The 15,347-nt window shown below is 37.2% G+C and carries 13 protein-coding genes; all 13 read right to left on the bottom strand.

All coding sequences use genetic code 11. The features are described from left to right. Nucleotides 1-6: 6 nt before the first annotated feature. The 13 genes from ACIQ1H_RS06380 to ACIQ1H_RS06320 all read right to left on the bottom strand — a co-directional run bounded on the left by ACIQ1H_RS06380 (nucleotide 7) and on the right by ACIQ1H_RS06320 (nucleotide 14,989). On the bottom strand, nucleotides 7-1,113 hold the full coding sequence (locus tag ACIQ1H_RS06380; protein ID WP_402887385.1) for a Ger(x)C family spore germination protein: 1,107 nt from the start codon (nucleotides 1,111-1,113) through the stop codon (nucleotides 7-9). Next, on the bottom strand, nucleotides 1,113-2,207 hold the full coding sequence (locus tag ACIQ1H_RS06375) for a GerAB/ArcD/ProY family transporter (RefSeq protein WP_402887384.1): 1,095 nt from the start codon (nucleotides 2,205-2,207) through the stop codon (nucleotides 1,113-1,115). Before ACIQ1H_RS06375 ends, ACIQ1H_RS06380 begins: the two co-directional genes overlap by 1 nt. Next, nucleotides 2,204-3,559 (bottom strand): spore germination protein, encoded by a 1,356-nt coding sequence (locus tag ACIQ1H_RS06370; protein WP_402888560.1) that lies wholly within the window; start codon nucleotides 3,557-3,559, stop codon nucleotides 2,204-2,206. The genes ACIQ1H_RS06375 and ACIQ1H_RS06370 overlap by 4 nt, the downstream gene beginning before the upstream one ends. Before the next feature lie 451 nt (nucleotides 3,560-4,010). Beyond that, a complete protein-coding gene (locus ACIQ1H_RS06365) occupies nucleotides 4,011-4,649 on the bottom strand; it encodes a LysE family translocator (protein WP_402887382.1) in 639 nt (212 codons plus the stop codon). Between the two features lie 287 nt (nucleotides 4,650-4,936). Continuing rightward, nucleotides 4,937-6,217, bottom strand: coding sequence for an MFS transporter (locus ACIQ1H_RS06360; protein ID WP_402887380.1), 1,281 nt, complete (start codon nucleotides 6,215-6,217; stop codon nucleotides 4,937-4,939). Nucleotides 6,218-6,287: 70 nt separating this feature from the next. Further along, entirely contained in the window at nucleotides 6,288-7,766 is a 1,479-nt protein-coding gene (locus ACIQ1H_RS06355) for an aldehyde dehydrogenase family protein (RefSeq protein ID WP_402887378.1), read from the bottom strand. Between the two features lie 102 nt (nucleotides 7,767-7,868). Continuing rightward, complete coding sequence (locus tag ACIQ1H_RS06350) at nucleotides 7,869-9,005, bottom strand: acyl-CoA dehydrogenase family protein (protein ID WP_402887376.1); 1,137 nt, start codon at nucleotides 9,003-9,005, stop codon at nucleotides 7,869-7,871. Nucleotides 9,006-9,023: 18 nt separating this feature from the next. Further along, on the bottom strand, nucleotides 9,024-10,220 hold the full coding sequence (locus tag ACIQ1H_RS06345) for an acyl-CoA dehydrogenase family protein (protein WP_402887374.1): 1,197 nt from the start codon (nucleotides 10,218-10,220) through the stop codon (nucleotides 9,024-9,026). A gap of 36 nt (nucleotides 10,221-10,256) precedes the next feature. Next, nucleotides 10,257-10,673: a Zn-ribbon domain-containing OB-fold protein gene (locus ACIQ1H_RS06340; protein WP_402887373.1), complete on the bottom strand. Its 417-nt coding sequence runs from the start codon at nucleotides 10,671-10,673 to the stop codon at nucleotides 10,257-10,259. An 11-nt stretch (nucleotides 10,674-10,684) separates the two neighbouring features. Continuing rightward, the gene (locus ACIQ1H_RS06335) at nucleotides 10,685-11,848 is read right to left on the bottom strand and encodes a thiolase C-terminal domain-containing protein (RefSeq protein ID WP_172771497.1); all 1,164 of its coding nucleotides are present in this window, start codon (nucleotides 11,846-11,848) and stop codon (nucleotides 10,685-10,687) included. Nucleotides 11,849-11,874: 26 nt separating this feature from the next. Beyond that, nucleotides 11,875-12,291 (bottom strand): MaoC/PaaZ C-terminal domain-containing protein, encoded by a 417-nt coding sequence (locus tag ACIQ1H_RS06330; protein ID WP_402887371.1) that lies wholly within the window; start codon nucleotides 12,289-12,291, stop codon nucleotides 11,875-11,877. 69 nt (nucleotides 12,292-12,360) lie between these two features. Continuing rightward, complete coding sequence (locus ACIQ1H_RS06325) at nucleotides 12,361-12,816, bottom strand: MaoC family dehydratase N-terminal domain-containing protein (RefSeq protein ID WP_402887369.1); 456 nt, start codon at nucleotides 12,814-12,816, stop codon at nucleotides 12,361-12,363. 4 nt (nucleotides 12,817-12,820) lie between these two features. Continuing rightward, complete coding sequence (locus ACIQ1H_RS06320) at nucleotides 12,821-14,989, bottom strand: acetate--CoA ligase family protein (RefSeq protein ID WP_402887367.1); 2,169 nt, start codon at nucleotides 14,987-14,989, stop codon at nucleotides 12,821-12,823. Nucleotides 14,990-15,347: the final 358 nt, after the last annotated feature.

Raw genomic sequence — 15,347 nt, 5'->3', positions numbered from 1 at the left:
AACAATTTAATCAATTGTTCCTGTAGTTTTTAAATTGACCTCAACTGTGACATCAAATGGTAATTCAGGATAAGCATTTTTCCACTTATTAATGGTGCCCTTTTGATGTAATTGCATAGTTCGGTATCTCAATCCAAATCCAAAAGGATCAAGTTCTTCCTCTTGAAGGGTAATGAAAAATTTTTCTAATTCCTGTTTTATTTCTCTCGCAGCTAATTTATTATAGTCTTCCAATTTATCCATTAGTAATGTCTTATTTGACTGGCTTATTGTTCCAGACATCTCGACATTAACTTTTATAGATTGCGGTTGCCCATTTTCTTGAATAATATCGTATGTCATTTTAGTAGTCATCATATTTATTAATAGTTTAAAACCGTCGCTGTCGAGTCTAAAACTATATCCAGGAATGCTGTTTTTAAGAGCATTAAAAGCTTGCGTATATTTAGATGAAAGTTCAAGTGGTTTTCCACTATCCCCGACAACTAATAATTTATTTACAATTAATTGTGTACCAGGTTTGTTCATTTCAACGATAGGTAGTATTGGATCTATCCCTTTACTGTGAAAATCCCTTCGTATCTCATATAAATAGACAGAAACGACATATGGACTATCATTGCCCGTTTCACCAAAAAACTTAGTTAACGGAGACGCAACTACTGATTCCCCTTTTGGTAAGGTTCTTAAAACCTCTTCAGCAGAATTTCTAGCAGCCCCTATATATGCAATTGATTGGATATCCCCTCTTCTAAATAAATAATCCATAAAATTTTTTAAATTCTCTTCTAACAGGATTTCATTAATTAAAATAACCTTTGCATGTCCAAACTCTAAAACCTTATCTGTATGGGTCTCTAATATTTGGATAATCTCTCCGATATTATCTCCCTCATGCACTAAAAATTGATAACTTGAACTAGTATTACTCTTTGATTTAATGGATACAGGTATCGCTAATTTCAGCGTAACTCTATAATCCCCTTCATCATTTTCGGCAGGGTCAATTCCAATCCCTGTAACAAATACTCGGTTATCAATATCTTTAAAGCCACAGCCTGAAAGCAAGCTCATAACGACAATCATCATAGCAAAATATTTTATATGTGCCATTATAATTTGAGCCTCCGTTTAGCAGTTAGTAAACTGACGATTAAAACACCGTAAAATAACGGTAATAAGTCATAAAAAAGCACCGATAATTTCACTAACTCAAATTCATTAATTACACGTGTCGTAGCGATTGTAATAATCCCAAATAGAAGAACTACTAAAAAAGGTGTCAAATTTGTCTTTTTCCATTTGAATTTTTTAAAATGAAAAATACTTTCAAATAATTTTAACGACACATACCAATGTATCAGTATGCTAATAAAGGCAACCGCAATAAATACGATGACAAAAAGAAATGTGACGCGTTCAATAAGTGAGTATTTCATACGTACTGAATCACTTGTAGTAATCCATGGAAACGTAAGATTTTCAATTTGCTCAAAGCCATTAAATCCAATCGGTATGAAATAGGTTGTAAATAAAGTAAAGGCACCTACAATAGCTAATATGGCAAATTGCTTTATTCCTGCTTTTTTCTTTACTTGAATGTATTTATTAAAAATAATGATGTTCACTGCGCCAATAAAAATATACATAGATGCTGAAAAGGAATTATAGCTAGGATAATCATTGATGTACGTAAATGCAATTTTGACAAAGTCCCATTCTAATTTTGGCTCAGTATATATTTTTATAATTAAAAAGATAATGACAGGTAAAAAAATAATCAATATTAGCTCTGTCATATAAAGTACACTTTTTTCTTTTATAAACAGTCCAAAAGAAATAACTAATAAAAATGCCAGCGTTGTAATAGTAATGGATGTTTCATAGGACAAAAATGTATTAAACATAAAAACATATGTTGTAAGCGTAATGAGCCCTGCTACAAACCATGAACAGCCAAAGTATAATAAGACAGGATAATAAAACCATTTAGGCGTACTCTTTTTCATTATTTCTGGTAAGGTCATATTTGGGAAGTAACTAAACAAATTAATGACAATGATCGTCAGAATAACGCCAAAAATGACTGCAATACTCATGGATAATATAACACCATTTGTACTTTCTCTCATTAATATTCTTGGCACAGATGCTATAAGATTTGTAACCATTGTGACAAGTATAAAGTAATATAGATACCTGCTCATCCTTTTGATCGCACCTCTAATTCCTTCCTATCTGAGCGCCAATAGACTTTTAAATATGGCTCACCAAAACTTCGTTTATTGACTAAGAACATTAACAGCCATAGAGAACCTAAAATTAACCCCATCATACCGAACAGCGTCGTATAGATTACTAATAAATATCTACAAATGCGAATAGAAAAACTCATCTCACTAATTGGGATGACAAAGCTCGTAATCGCAACAGCTGACACAATAATAATCATAATATTGGATGCTAATGTAGCTTCAGTAACCGCAGTTCCTAAAATTAGGCCACCAACTGTCGTAGCCGTTGCACTAATAGCCTTTGGTAATCGTATACTTGCCTCTGTAAGAAACTCCATAAAAATAAGCATAAATATTACTTCGATAAAGGACGGATATGGAACGCCAACTCGACTACCAGCAACAGTAAGGGCCAATTCCGTTCTTGGAATATCAGGCGTATAGGAGGTTATCGCAACATACATAGCTGGTAATACAAAACAGACAAATAAACCGATATATCGGAGAATTAATGTAAATGAAGTGATCCAATAAGTATGATAGTTATCTTCCATCGATGTCATAAAGTCAAAAAAGACAACAGGAGCAATTAAAGCTTGAGGACTCCCGTTTAACATAATTACCACTTTTCCTGCCGCAAGATTATAAGAAATACGGTCAGGTCGCTCCGTTAGAATAGTAATAGGAAAAAGGGAAAATTTTGAGCCGTTTAAGTGTAGCTGTAATTCTCCCGTAGATTGAATAAGTGGGATATCTAGATTTTCTATTTGTTGTTGAATGTTTTGAAGAACCGATTGCTTTACTATTTTTTCATCATACATAATGATTAAAGTCTTATGACTTTTTCCTTTTAAAGCATGCGTGTCATACTTTAATGTTGGCTCATGATAGCGTTGGCGAATGATGTTTAAATTCGTCTCAATATCCTCGCTTAAAGCGGTTTGGGGACCGTATACAGTTGGCTCAATGATTGTTTGCTGTAAAGCCATTGTATTTACTAATTTAATATCAATTAAATAAAATGCATCATTGATTGCTAATAGGAGATATCCCTTCGTTATTTCGATTAGAAGCTCTTCCCCAAATTGCATATTTGTTAAGTTTGGTAACGATTCAATATAGAATGTAAAACTTTGATTTGATTTCATATCGAAAAAAGGTTTTATCAGCATATCATGCAATTTGGCACCATCTATTGCTGATTTTAAGTAAAAGATAAATACCGTATTGTCTTCTATTTGTAAAGTTTTTAAGCTTATATCATCGGAAGGAGAAAACTTTTCAGATAGCTCAATCATTAACGGAGGAAATTTCGAATTAGCCATATTATCCAAGTAATATACACCTCCATATAAATATTTGATTTAGTATGAATAGGTTAACCGTATGCACTTTATACTAAACGTTCTAATCGCTCGTTTATCGTGAAATGTTAGGCTTAAGGATGTTAGGATATCCGTGTAGTGCTTTTGAAGTTGAGGAGTAGTATATCCCTTTATGATTTGGATAAAGTTTGTTAAAGAATAGTCTCACCGTAACACTGAACCATGAACCATGGTCATTTAATTTAACCTGTGTATTACCTAAATGATAGAAGGTTTTTTGAAAACTAGCTTTATTTTTCATTTGTTGGCACGCTCATAGCTAGAGCCTACAATATGTGTTACCAAAGCCAAACAGTTTATAATCGAAAGGCAGAAATGCTGATAATTCAACATTTCTGCCTTTTCTGTTTACATTTTTTAATGATAGCGACGAAATCGCTACAAATGTCACTTACGTTTTGGATGGACTTGCAAAAGAGGAGAAAACACCTAGAACAATATATAAATAACCTGTTATTCGATTTTGTAACTTCGAATTAACATTGCGCTTTAAAAGCCAGTTTCTAATAGTTGTTGCGAGAACAGCATATAGGCCATCACTCATTAAGCCTAGAAGAATAAAAAGTGTACCTAAAAGTAAAAATTGTTCTGTGACCGATCCAGCAGACGGAGAAATGAATTGTGGAAAGAATGCTAAAAAAAAGAGAGCTGTCTTCGGATTCATGACTTCTATGATAGCAGATTGGTAAAAAATTTTTACTAATTGTTTATGCGCCGATTTTGGGGTTTCTATGGGCATATGTTCAGTTGCTGAAGTTAGTGCTTTATAGCCTAGATAAATAAGATAAGCTGCCCCTATGTATTTAACGATATGAAAGGCGGTTGCAGATGTCATTAGGATAGCAGAAACCCCAATTGCTCCAGCAACAACGTGAATAGAACCACCAAGAGAAACACCAAGGACGGATATGAGTCCTGCTTTTTTTCCTTGATCAATACTCCTTGCCATAATATAGATAACTGCTGGTCCAGGTATAATTAACAGCGTAATGGCAGCAACGACAAATAGCCAAATTGTATAAAATTCCATATTTTTCAACTCCTTGTTATGAAGATTTTCGATAAAAATAAATATCTGATAAAGAATAATATTGTACAACCTAATAAAAAGGAAGGTACAATAGTGGACAAAACAGCATGTCAGAAAGCTAAAACTACGCTTACATTGTCTTCATCTTTCAAACCTATATTAAATTAATGCAGAGGAAGTGGTGAAAATGCTATAGAAAAATTTAGATTCTAAAAAAAGCAATGAAAAAACGCTAGGAAATTAGCATTTTTTCATTGCTTATAAATATCTGTAAATTAGGAACGATGTTAAATCCCTTCAACGCTTTCTTCCATGACAATCGCTTCAACATTTAAGCGCTTTTTCTTTGTCATACTAGTTGCGAGTAAAATACATAGCACACTAAGTATAAATAATCCTAAAAAAATAATCCATGCTACTTTATAGCTTTGCGTAAGATCGTAGATAAGACCAGATACAATTACGCCAAGTGAACTCGTTGCAACGAAGAATATTTGTACAAAGCCAAAGATGGCACCAAAATCTTTTTTACCAAACAAATCATCTGTCATAAATGGAGGGCCAATCGATGCGATAACTATACTAAATCCGTATGCGATAGCGAATACGAACGCAAAGCTCTTAGCTCCTGACAATAGCAATGACACCATCGCTATTGTCATACAAACACCTACGAATAGTATTCCGCCAGTTGTTCTAAATTTATCGAAAATGGCTCCGAGAATCAGTTTACCGACCGTGTTAGATAAAGATAATAGACCGAAAATTGTTCCAGCGAATAGCGCAGGATGGCCAATATCTATTAAATAAGCTGGTATATGCATTTGAACTCCGCCTGCAACAAGGGCAAAGCATACGACACCGAAAATAAATAGCCAAAACATGCCTGATTTCTTTGCCTCCGCCAACGTTAAACCTGATTGGGTAGTATTTGCTTGCTCCTCTTCGATATGATCTGCCCCAAGTGCCGTTGTCCCTTTCTCTGCAGGGTTTTTCTTTGTGAAAAATAAAATTAATGGTAGCGATATGACGATAATTAGTACACCTGCTATCACATATGTTGTTCGCCAACCATAATTAGAAATCAACATTGTTAAAATAGGGCTAAGGGCAGCCGTTCCAACGCCTGAACCAGCAAATGCTAACCCCATAGCTAGCCCCTTTTTTTCATAAAACCAATTCGTCAGCATAATGGATATCGGAATATTGGAAAATCCAGCAACACATACTCCTATAATAAAAGCAATGATGGCAAAATAAATTGCCGATTGTGCAAAAGAATATAACATAAAGCCACAGCCTGCAAAAATAACGCATACAGACATAATTAACTTCATGTTGCCTTTAGTAAGTAGCTTGCCCATAAAAGGTGATGCGATGGCGACACCTAGACCCCCTACGGAAAGAACAATGGAAAAAGTCGTTCTTGTCATGCCCAATTCGCTTGTTACCGGCACAAGAAATAAACTGTGGAGAGAATTTACAATGGAAAATGCCGAAAACATAATTAAGAAGCTTGTTAAAACAATATACCATCCATAAAATAGCCCATTTTTTGCTTGTGGCATACTATTCCCCGTTTCATTTTTACTTTTCCTACGACTATATTTTCCATACCTCTATATTGGTCGTTACCTATTAGCCAATTTGAATATAGCATGTTTTTTCACGTGTAAATTCCAGTACAGAGTCTGTACCAAAACCACTCGCTTTTTGGCCACCGAATGGCAGTTCAGTTCCAACGATGCGATACGTATTCACCCATACATTGCCAGATTCGATCGAACGAATCATTCGATGTGCACGATTTAAATCAGAAGTCCAAACGCCCGCACCTAGTCCGAATTCTGTATCATTGGCAATCGCAAGTGCCTCTTCTTCTGTATCAAACGGAATTACGACGGCAACTGGTCCAAAAATTTCTTCCTGGCAAACTTGCAAGTTATTACTTTCTACTTTTAATAAGGTTGGTTCAATCCAATAGCCATCCTTTAGCTCCTCTTGACCTGGTAACAAGCTGGCACCACCATAGCGACCACCCACGATGATTTCTCCACCCTCTTGTTGCCCTAACTCAATATACGAGCAAACTTTTTTGTATTGCAATTCATTGGCAACTGGTCCCATTGGCGTTTGCATATCTAATGTGTTGCCTAATTGAATATGTGTTGCCATTTCTTCTTTCATAAGAGCGATCATTTTATCTAAGACAGAGCGCTGAATTAAGATACGAGAGCCTCCGACACAAAGTTGCCCTGCATTACCAGTAAAAATTCCATTTACTGTGACACCACTTGCTGCTTTAGCTAAATCGGCATCTTCAAAAACGATATTTGGTGATTTTCCACCAAGTTCGAATACCATTGACTTAGGTTGTTGCGCTGTAGATTGGACAATTGCCTGCGCAGTTTTTCCTGAACCCGTTAAGCTTACTTTATTAACCTTCGGATGACGAACAAGTGCATCGCCCACTTCAGCACCTGTTCCAGAAATTACATTTAATACACCAGGTGGTAAGATACTCTGAATAATTTCACCATAACGGAGCGGTGCTGCTGCTGCCAGCTCAGAAGGTTTAATAATCACTGTGTTCCCACCTGCAAGTGCTGCAGCTGCTTTTACCGTAAATGTCCACAATGCTGAATTCCAAGGAATAATGCCTACGACAACCCCGAAAGGTTCACGCATTGTAAATCCTACTGTGTTTGGCCCAAGCTGTACTGTTTCGCCTTTGCTTCCAACATTTATAGCAGCGGCAGCAGCATCATACCACATACTTGAGAGGATAGGAATAAGCCCGAACTTCGTTTCACGAATAACCCAACCATTGTCTTTTGTTTCGAGTTCAGCCAATTCATCGCCATATTGTGAAATCATATCGCCAATACGTCTTAAATAGTTTGCTCTTTCACTAGCAGGAAGCGCTGACCAACCTGGAAGGGCAGTACGCGCTGCCGTCACAGTTGCTTCAACATCTTCAATAGTACTACAAGGAATAGTTGCCCATACTTTACCAGTTGCGGGATCATAGCTATCAATTTTATTACCTGAAGATGATGGAATTGCCTTACCGTTAATGACATTTTGATAGTCTTTCAAATTATTCAATGTTTTCAATGTCTTTCCCCACCCTTTCAAATATAAGATTTCTAACAGTCTTACACATTGAGAATGCTGCGTTTACAATATGTAAGAAGCAAGATAATCAACTTGCTGATATTACCAACCTAATGCAACTGCTGCCTGTTCATAATATTGCTGTGTACTTCCTAAATAATTCTCATAGAAACGAGCGCGTTTCACGTATAAATGGCAATCAAGTTCTTCTGTAAAACCAATACCACCATGAATTTGAATACTTTGCGATGCCACTTTAATAAATGCCTCGGTAGCAAATAATCGAGCACTTGAAACCGCTTCTACTTTATCATCTGCATTACTTTCAATTGCCCAGTTGGCATAATAGGCTAATGAACGAGCGGTTTCTAAATCCATTTTCATATCGACTAATCGATGTTTAATCGCTTGGAATCTTCCAATTGGTTGATTAAACTGTTCACGAATATTCGCATATTCAACGGCAGTTTCAACGATTTTTTCCATACTTCCAACAATCGATGAGCAAAGGGCTGCATTAAATGATAATAAACCCTCTTGTAAAACATCCCACCCATGATCAATAGTGCCAAGAATTTGCTGACTGGAAACTTGAACATCGTTAAAAGTCACTTCTGCAAGCAAGCGTGTTTCATCCATATTTTTTTGAGGCTCCACAAGTAGTGTCACATCATCACAATCCACGATGACTAATGATATTCCTTCCGCACCTTGCCCTTCACAAGTACGCACTAGTACGAGTAAGCTATTAGCAAGTTCTACGTCTGGTACTAATGATTTCACACCATTCAACGTTAGAACGTCATCTTGCAATGTACCATGTAATTTCACATTTGAAGGCTTGTAGTTTCCGCTAGGCTCCAACCACGCAACAGTAAACGTATGGTCACCACTAGCAATAGCAGATAAATATTTTGCTTTTTGTTCGTCCGTTCCAAATTTCTCTAGAAGCGGTACCGCTAAAGCATTTGTTTCTAAATATAAGCCTGGTAACAATGCACGACCAGTCTCTTCTAAAATCGGTACTAAATCTAACTGACCTAGTCCCATCCCACCATTTTCTTCTGACACATTCACACTTGCACAGCCAAGTTCCGCTAAACCAGCATACAGCGCTTGGAAAGAGCTTGTATTCCCTTCTGTAAACTCGCGGGCTACTTTCGTTTGTCCGACATCATCTAAATATTTGCGTACATAGTTTCGAAACATTTCTTGTTCCTGATTCAAAGAAAAATCCATATATGACACCCCCGCTTTTTATCGACCCATATCTTTTGGTAAACCTAAAATTCTTTCAGCAATGGTATTCTTTTGTATTTCGCTTGTTCCTCCGCCAATTGTCTGACCAAAAGAGTACAAATAATTGTCCTGCCAATAAGACCGATCCATCAATGCGTTTTCTTTCCATAGTACGCCATGATGACCTTGCATCGAAATTGCTTGAGCAAACAGTTCTTTTGTTAATTCACTAACGAGTAGCTTATCCATCGAGCTTTCTGCACCAGGATGGCCATTTTTCAATTGCTTTGTTAAATTTCGATAATAGTTTAATAGTGAGCCACGTGAATGCGTATATAGATCCACCATTGTTTTACGAATAAATGGATTTTTAATAAGTGGTTCATCGTCATCATTTAACTCTTTAGCTAGCGCTACTAAATCATTAAATTGTTGCTCTAACGTAAATACTTGACCACCAATGCCAGTTCGTTCATGCATTAGCAGGGCAATAATAACCTTCCAGCCTTCATCTACTTGACCAATAATTTCTGCATCATACGCAATGGCATCATTTAAGTACACTTCATTAAAATCTTTTTGACCATCCATTGAGACAATTGGTCGAGTTTCAACCCCTGGCTGATGCATATCGAGAAGGAATACAGTAATGCCTTTATGTTTTTTCTCTAAACGATTCGTTCTAGTAATTAAAAAGCAACGATCTGCTACATGACCGAAACTCGTCCAAACCTTTTGCCCATTAATAATCCAACGGTCCCCATCTTTTACAGCAGTCGTTTGGATAGCCGCTACATCGGAACCTGCATTCGGCTCTGAATAGCCTTGGCACCACACTTCTTCACCTGTAATAATTTTTTCGATATATTTTTCCTTTTGTTCTTCTGTACCGATTTGCATTAATGTCGGCGCAACCATATGAAGACCTACATAATTAATTAACGGTGGTGCTTTCACACGTACCATCTCTTGTTGATAGACAATCTCCTCCATAAGCGTTGCATTGCGTCCACCATATTGTTTCGGCCACGCAATCGCTGCCCAGCCACCTTCATATAGTTTCTTTTGCCAGTCTCGTAAAAATAACTCATATTCCTTCGATTCCTTATCTAATTGCACTTCTCCTTGTAACCATCCATCGGGTAAGTTCGCTTCTAGCCAAGTTCTTAACTCTTGACGAAATTGCTCTTCCTTTTTCGTAAATGAAAAATCCATCTAATCATTCCTTTCTATTAAACCGAAATAGGTTTGTTAAGCTTGTATCCATTGTGGAAGAGCTCGATCTTCCGTAATATCCTGCCAAGTCATTTTTACAGGCATGCCAATTTTAATTTCCTCTGGTGGACATGCAAGCACATTGCCAATGATTTTTACTTCGTTCAATTTGTCTAGTTGTACGACAACAATAATCGTTGGTAAATCATCTTGGAAGCCTGGTAGGAAGGGGCGATATGACACAACATACGAATAGATAGTGCCCGTAATATCCGAACCTTGACTTTCCCAGCTAAGTTCTGTAGCACCACATTTTGAACAAGCTGGACCAGGTGGGTGATTATACGCATTACATGTTTCACATTTTTGTAGGACTAGCTCATGACGATCAGCTGCATCCCAATATGGTTGGTTGTCTTGTGTTTTAAGTGGAATCGGTTTTTGATAACTCATGATTTTTCCTCCTAGTTTCTTAAAATCATTGCACCCGCAATATCTGGACCTGACCAGCCAGTACAAATGCCAATTTCGCAATTTTCAACTTGACGATCTGTTCCTTTATATTCGTGACGAATTTGACGTACAATTTCAAGGACATTGTTCATGCCATGTGTATAACCTTCAGAAAGCATGCCCCCTGCTGTATTCGTCGGAAGCTTACCGCCCATTTTCAGATTGCCATTTGCAACGAAATCACCGACTTCGCCACGTGCTGCAAAGCCATATGCCTCTAATTGGCGCAATACTACCCAACTAAAGCAATCGTATATCGAAGCTACTTGAATATCTTGTGGTGTAACTCCTGCCTTTTTATAAAGAGAAGGTGCAACAAAGTCCGATGCTACTTCATCTAAATTCGTCCAGTAATGTGCATGTGATACGGTACGTCTCGCTTCAATACCCATAATATAAACAGGTTTTGACTTACAATCTTTTGCTTTCTCAGCAGATGTGACGATAATGGCATTTGCCTCGTCCGACTCCAAGCAAAAATCATGTTTAGTGAATGGATAGCTTAAATGTGGTGTTTTTAAATACTCTTCCATCGATAACGGTTTACCATAGAAGAAGGCTTTCGGATTCCGTTGCGCATGCTCATAAAAGCTAACACAGACGTGCCCTAAATGTTCTTGTGTAATTCCCGTTTGTTGCATATGACGCGTTGCGAATAAGCCGAACCATTGCCCTGGTCCACCAGCCCCGTAAGGAATGAAAAAACTTCCGCCATCCATTGCCCCTTGAAGCATATTGACATCCCAGCCGCCACCGCCCATACGAACGCCAGAACGACCATTCATGGCACGATAAATTAACACGGTATTCACTTGACCTGTTTCAATTAATCCGATGGCATCCGCAATTAACATTTCAGTACTGCTTCCGCCTCCCATAATATCTTTTACATATTTAGGTCGTGCACCTAAATAGGTTGCTAATTGATGAGATGTACAAGAGTCATTTTCAGAGTAGCTCATAAAGCCATCAATTTCTCTTGCTTCTAAACCTGCATCTTGTAATGCAGCACGTGCAGCGTCTAATGCTAAATGTAAAGGTGTTGTACCTGAATTTTTCGAACGTTCACTTTCTCCTACGCCTACTATGGCATAGCGATCTTTAATAGTAGCCATATTGCCAACCTCCTTGTTTCCATTTGTTAAATCATTTGTAATGTCGCTTCTCCAAATCCAACAACTTTTCCTGGCGCTTTTTCTGCATATAACTCTAAATCGACGAATTGTTTAGCTTCGTTTTTATATATTTTTTTGACGATAGCAGAACAAGTAATTTCATCGCCTGGTTTTGTCATCGCCCCAAAGCGCATTTTAAAATTAGTCGGTGCAGCAGAAGTACCTGCTAGGTCCATCATATATTGACCAAGAAAGCCCATAACAAGCATGCCATGTGCAATAACCCCTGACATTCCGATACTTTGAGCAAATGCATCATCTGTATGTAAAGGATTGAAATCCCCTGATGCACCAGCATATTTCACAAGCTGTACCTTTGTCACAGCAGGCTTCACAAGTGGTTCAAGCTTTTGTCCTTCTTGTAAACTTTTAAATTCAAGCATAATTTTTTCCCCCTTTAATGATGGATTAAAATTGAACGAAGACATCAGTATCTTCGTTCAACAGTTTATTTACACTTTACTACTCGCTACAGCTCGATAAATGATGTTAGTACGACTAATCACCACTAGCTCGCCTTCTTCATCCTTCATTTCTGTATCCATTACTAAAAACTGCATTGGTCCATTTTTTCCTTCTTTTTCATATACATCTGTCACTTTCATCTGACAGGACAAACGATCACCTGCGCGAATTGGTCGATGATAAATGAACTCTTGCTCGCCGTGTAGCATACGGCTATAATCCAAAGGTAGCTCTACCCCTTGCCCACTATCAGCCCCTATTGCTACTGGAAAGCTTGGAGGTGCAATTATACCCCCATAAATCGTTGATTTTGCATACTCTTCATCTACATATAATGGATTCGAATCCCCGATAGCTTCGGCAAATTGACGAATGTGCCTTTTTTCTACTTCAAAAACATATTGTGGTCCTGTTAAACCTATTAAGCTTTGATCTAGATCCATACCTTTACCCCCTGACTGCTGATTTCTCTAACACATCTTTTTGCACGACGATCATTGCATCTGCTGCTTTTACGCCATCTTCATAGACGATTAAAGGATTAATATCTAATTCTTCTATTATCTCTTCATTTTCAGTGACAAGCTTCGAAACCTTCAGTAATACATCAATGATCGCTTCAATATCGCCATGGGCTTTCCCACGAGCACCTGTCAGAAGTGCTTTGCCTTTTACCTCTTCAATCATTTCAACAGCATCGGTTCTTGTTAGTGGCGCCACTCTAAATGAAATATCTTTAAATACTTCAACGAAAATGCCACCTAAGCCAAACATGACGACTGGTCCGAAATTCGGATCCTTTGTTGCGCCAATAATTACCTCTGTCCCTTCAGGAAGCATCTCTTGAACAGAAATACCATTGATGTTAGCATCTGCTTTATAGTTTCTTGCATTGTGATAAATATCAGTAAACGCTTTCATAACTTCGTTTGCTGATTGTACATTTAGTCGAATCGCATCTGCCTCGGTTTTATGTGGAATATCCGCTGAATCAACTTTTAACACGACTGGGTAACCAATCGAATTTGCAAATTGAACAGCTTCCTCGGCCGTCTTAGCGACAGTTCGTTTTGTTGTTGGAATCCCGTACAAATCTAAAATGTCAGTTGCTTGAGCTTCACTTAATGTCGAGCCTGTTACATGTGACATGTTTATTCGTTTCTTAGGTAATTCCTCTTCTTGGATTGTTGCTTGTTGATGTTTTCTATAACTCTCGCTATATTCAACAAGCTTTGCTAAGCCTTTGATTGGATTTAAATTACCTGGAATGACAGGAATGCCATTTTTCTCAAGTTCAGCTTTTCCTTTAGGTACAGACATGCCTTCTAATGGGAATGTCGTAATGAAGACAAATTTATCTGAGTTTTTGCATATGTCAATAAACTCTTGTAAATATGGATTATCTGCTTCCCAGTACAAAGGAAATTCAGTAAGGATAATATTATGAACTTCTGGATCAGCTACAAGTGCTCGAAGTGGTGCAATATATAATTCAGGATTCGTTACTGAAGCGGCTGCAGTTAAGTCAATTGGATTGATTGCACTTGCGAAAGATGGAACATGCTTTTTAATTTCTGCCTTTGTCTTTTCGCTTAGCGCAATAATATTTAATCCTAGCCCTTCGCAGCGATCTGCTTCATTAATACCTCGTCCACCTGAGCTTGTAATTAATACCGTATTTTTCCCTTGTGGTAGTCTATTAGATAAAAATAACTTTGAAAACGTAATAATATCTTCATAATCATCAACTCGAACGATACCGCTCTGCCTGAAAAACGCATCGTAAACTAAATCTGATCCAGCAAGCGAGCCTGTATGTGAAGCCGCTGCTCTACTACCAGCTGAACTTTTTCCAGTTTTCATCAACGCAATTGGCTTGTTAAGTTGAAGAGCTTCTTTTGCTAAACGTCGTAGCTTTTTAGTATCTTTAGCCCCTTCTAAATAGCCTGTAATGACTTTTGTTTTTGGATCATGAATCATGTACTCTACTACATCTGAAAATTCGGTTTCCATTTCGTTGCCGACACTTGCAAAATAATTAAAGCTTAAACCATTTTGTGCTGCCGCCATATATGTTAATACACCAAATGCACCACTTTGTGAAACATAACCAACAGCCTTTTCTTCATGTAATGGCACTGCTAAAATAGCTGGTGAAAATGTCCCAATCATACCATTCGTTGTATTAACTAACCCAACACAGTTTGGTCCTATAATTCGGATACCGTTTTCCTTTGCAATGTTAGCTAACTCTTGCTGTAACAGTACGCCCTCTTCCCCAGTTTCAGAAAATCCAGATGCAAATATAATGGCTGCTTTTATATTCTTCTTCGCACATGCCTTTAAATTGTCCACAATTTGTTCTGCACCTACACAAAATATTGCTAAATCTACTTCCTCTGGGACAGCTGTGATGGAAGGATAACAAGTAAGGCCTTCTATTTCACTAGCTTTCGGATTAATAGGAAAAATATTTCCAGCAAAACCGCCGTCTATAAGCGCTTTCAATTGAATGTATCCAATTTTATACGGATTTGTAGAAGCACCAAGTACTGCCACAGACTTCGGATTAAATAATGGTTCTAATGATTCGTAAGCTTTCAATTCTTTATTCATTATTTCACCTCGGTTTCGAATAATAGAAAAACAATTGATTATGTTGTTCATTGTAATGGATGTGTTTCAAATATTCTGAAAACAAAAGTATGTAAAATGATTTAATTATTAGGGAGTAAAAAAAAGAAAAACACGTAGTAAACGTATATATAGCAAGGGTTCAAAAATTTGTATTTTATTTTTTGTACACACTACACACGACATTTACACACGATAACCTCGACTTATGGGAAGGATAAAAGCAAAAACTGAAATATTCATTATATAGATAAATCCCTAAGTACAAGATAATAGCAACTGAAATGTCAAATAAGGAAAAGTGGAAAATTTGAAGATTTACAGCTTCAAATTAAAAAAA

Source organism: Lysinibacillus sp. NPDC097279, assembly GCF_044761745.1.
GTDB lineage: Bacteria > Bacillota > Bacilli > Bacillales_A > Planococcaceae > Lysinibacillus.
The sequence above is the reverse complement of the archived record's forward strand: the minus strand, read 5'-3'. Positions and strand labels throughout refer to the sequence as shown.

What these genes read in the sequence shown, in the direction of transcription:
- ACIQ1H_RS06380 (WP_402887385.1), bottom strand. Translation starts at nt 1,113, where the DNA reads ATGGCACATATAAAATATTTTGCTATGATGATTGTCGTTATGAGCTTG.
- ACIQ1H_RS06375 (WP_402887384.1), bottom strand. Translation starts at nt 2,207, where the DNA reads ATGAGCAGGTATCTATATTACTTTATACTTGTCACAATGGTTACAAAT.
- ACIQ1H_RS06370 (WP_402888560.1), bottom strand. Translation starts at nt 3,559, where the DNA reads ATGGCTAATTCGAAATTTCCTCCGTTAATGATTGAGCTATCTGAAAAG.
- ACIQ1H_RS06365 (WP_402887382.1), bottom strand. Translation starts at nt 4,649, where the DNA reads ATGGAATTTTATACAATTTGGCTATTTGTCGTTGCTGCCATTACGCTG.
- ACIQ1H_RS06360 (WP_402887380.1), bottom strand. Translation starts at nt 6,217, where the DNA reads ATGCCACAAGCAAAAAATGGGCTATTTTATGGATGGTATATTGTTTTA.
- ACIQ1H_RS06350 (WP_402887376.1), bottom strand. Translation starts at nt 9,005, where the DNA reads ATGGATTTTTCTTTGAATCAGGAACAAGAAATGTTTCGAAACTATGTA.
- ACIQ1H_RS06345 (WP_402887374.1), bottom strand. Translation starts at nt 10,220, where the DNA reads ATGGATTTTTCATTTACGAAAAAGGAAGAGCAATTTCGTCAAGAGTTA.
- ACIQ1H_RS06340 (WP_402887373.1), bottom strand. Translation starts at nt 10,673, where the DNA reads ATGAGTTATCAAAAACCGATTCCACTTAAAACACAAGACAACCAACCA.
- ACIQ1H_RS06335 (WP_172771497.1), bottom strand. Translation starts at nt 11,848, where the DNA reads ATGGCTACTATTAAAGATCGCTATGCCATAGTAGGCGTAGGAGAAAGT.
- ACIQ1H_RS06330 (WP_402887371.1), bottom strand. Translation starts at nt 12,291, where the DNA reads ATGCTTGAATTTAAAAGTTTACAAGAAGGACAAAAGCTTGAACCACTT.
- ACIQ1H_RS06325 (WP_402887369.1), bottom strand. Translation starts at nt 12,816, where the DNA reads ATGGATCTAGATCAAAGCTTAATAGGTTTAACAGGACCACAATATGTT.
- ACIQ1H_RS06320 (WP_402887367.1), bottom strand. Translation starts at nt 14,989, where the DNA reads ATGAATAAAGAATTGAAAGCTTACGAATCATTAGAACCATTATTTAAT.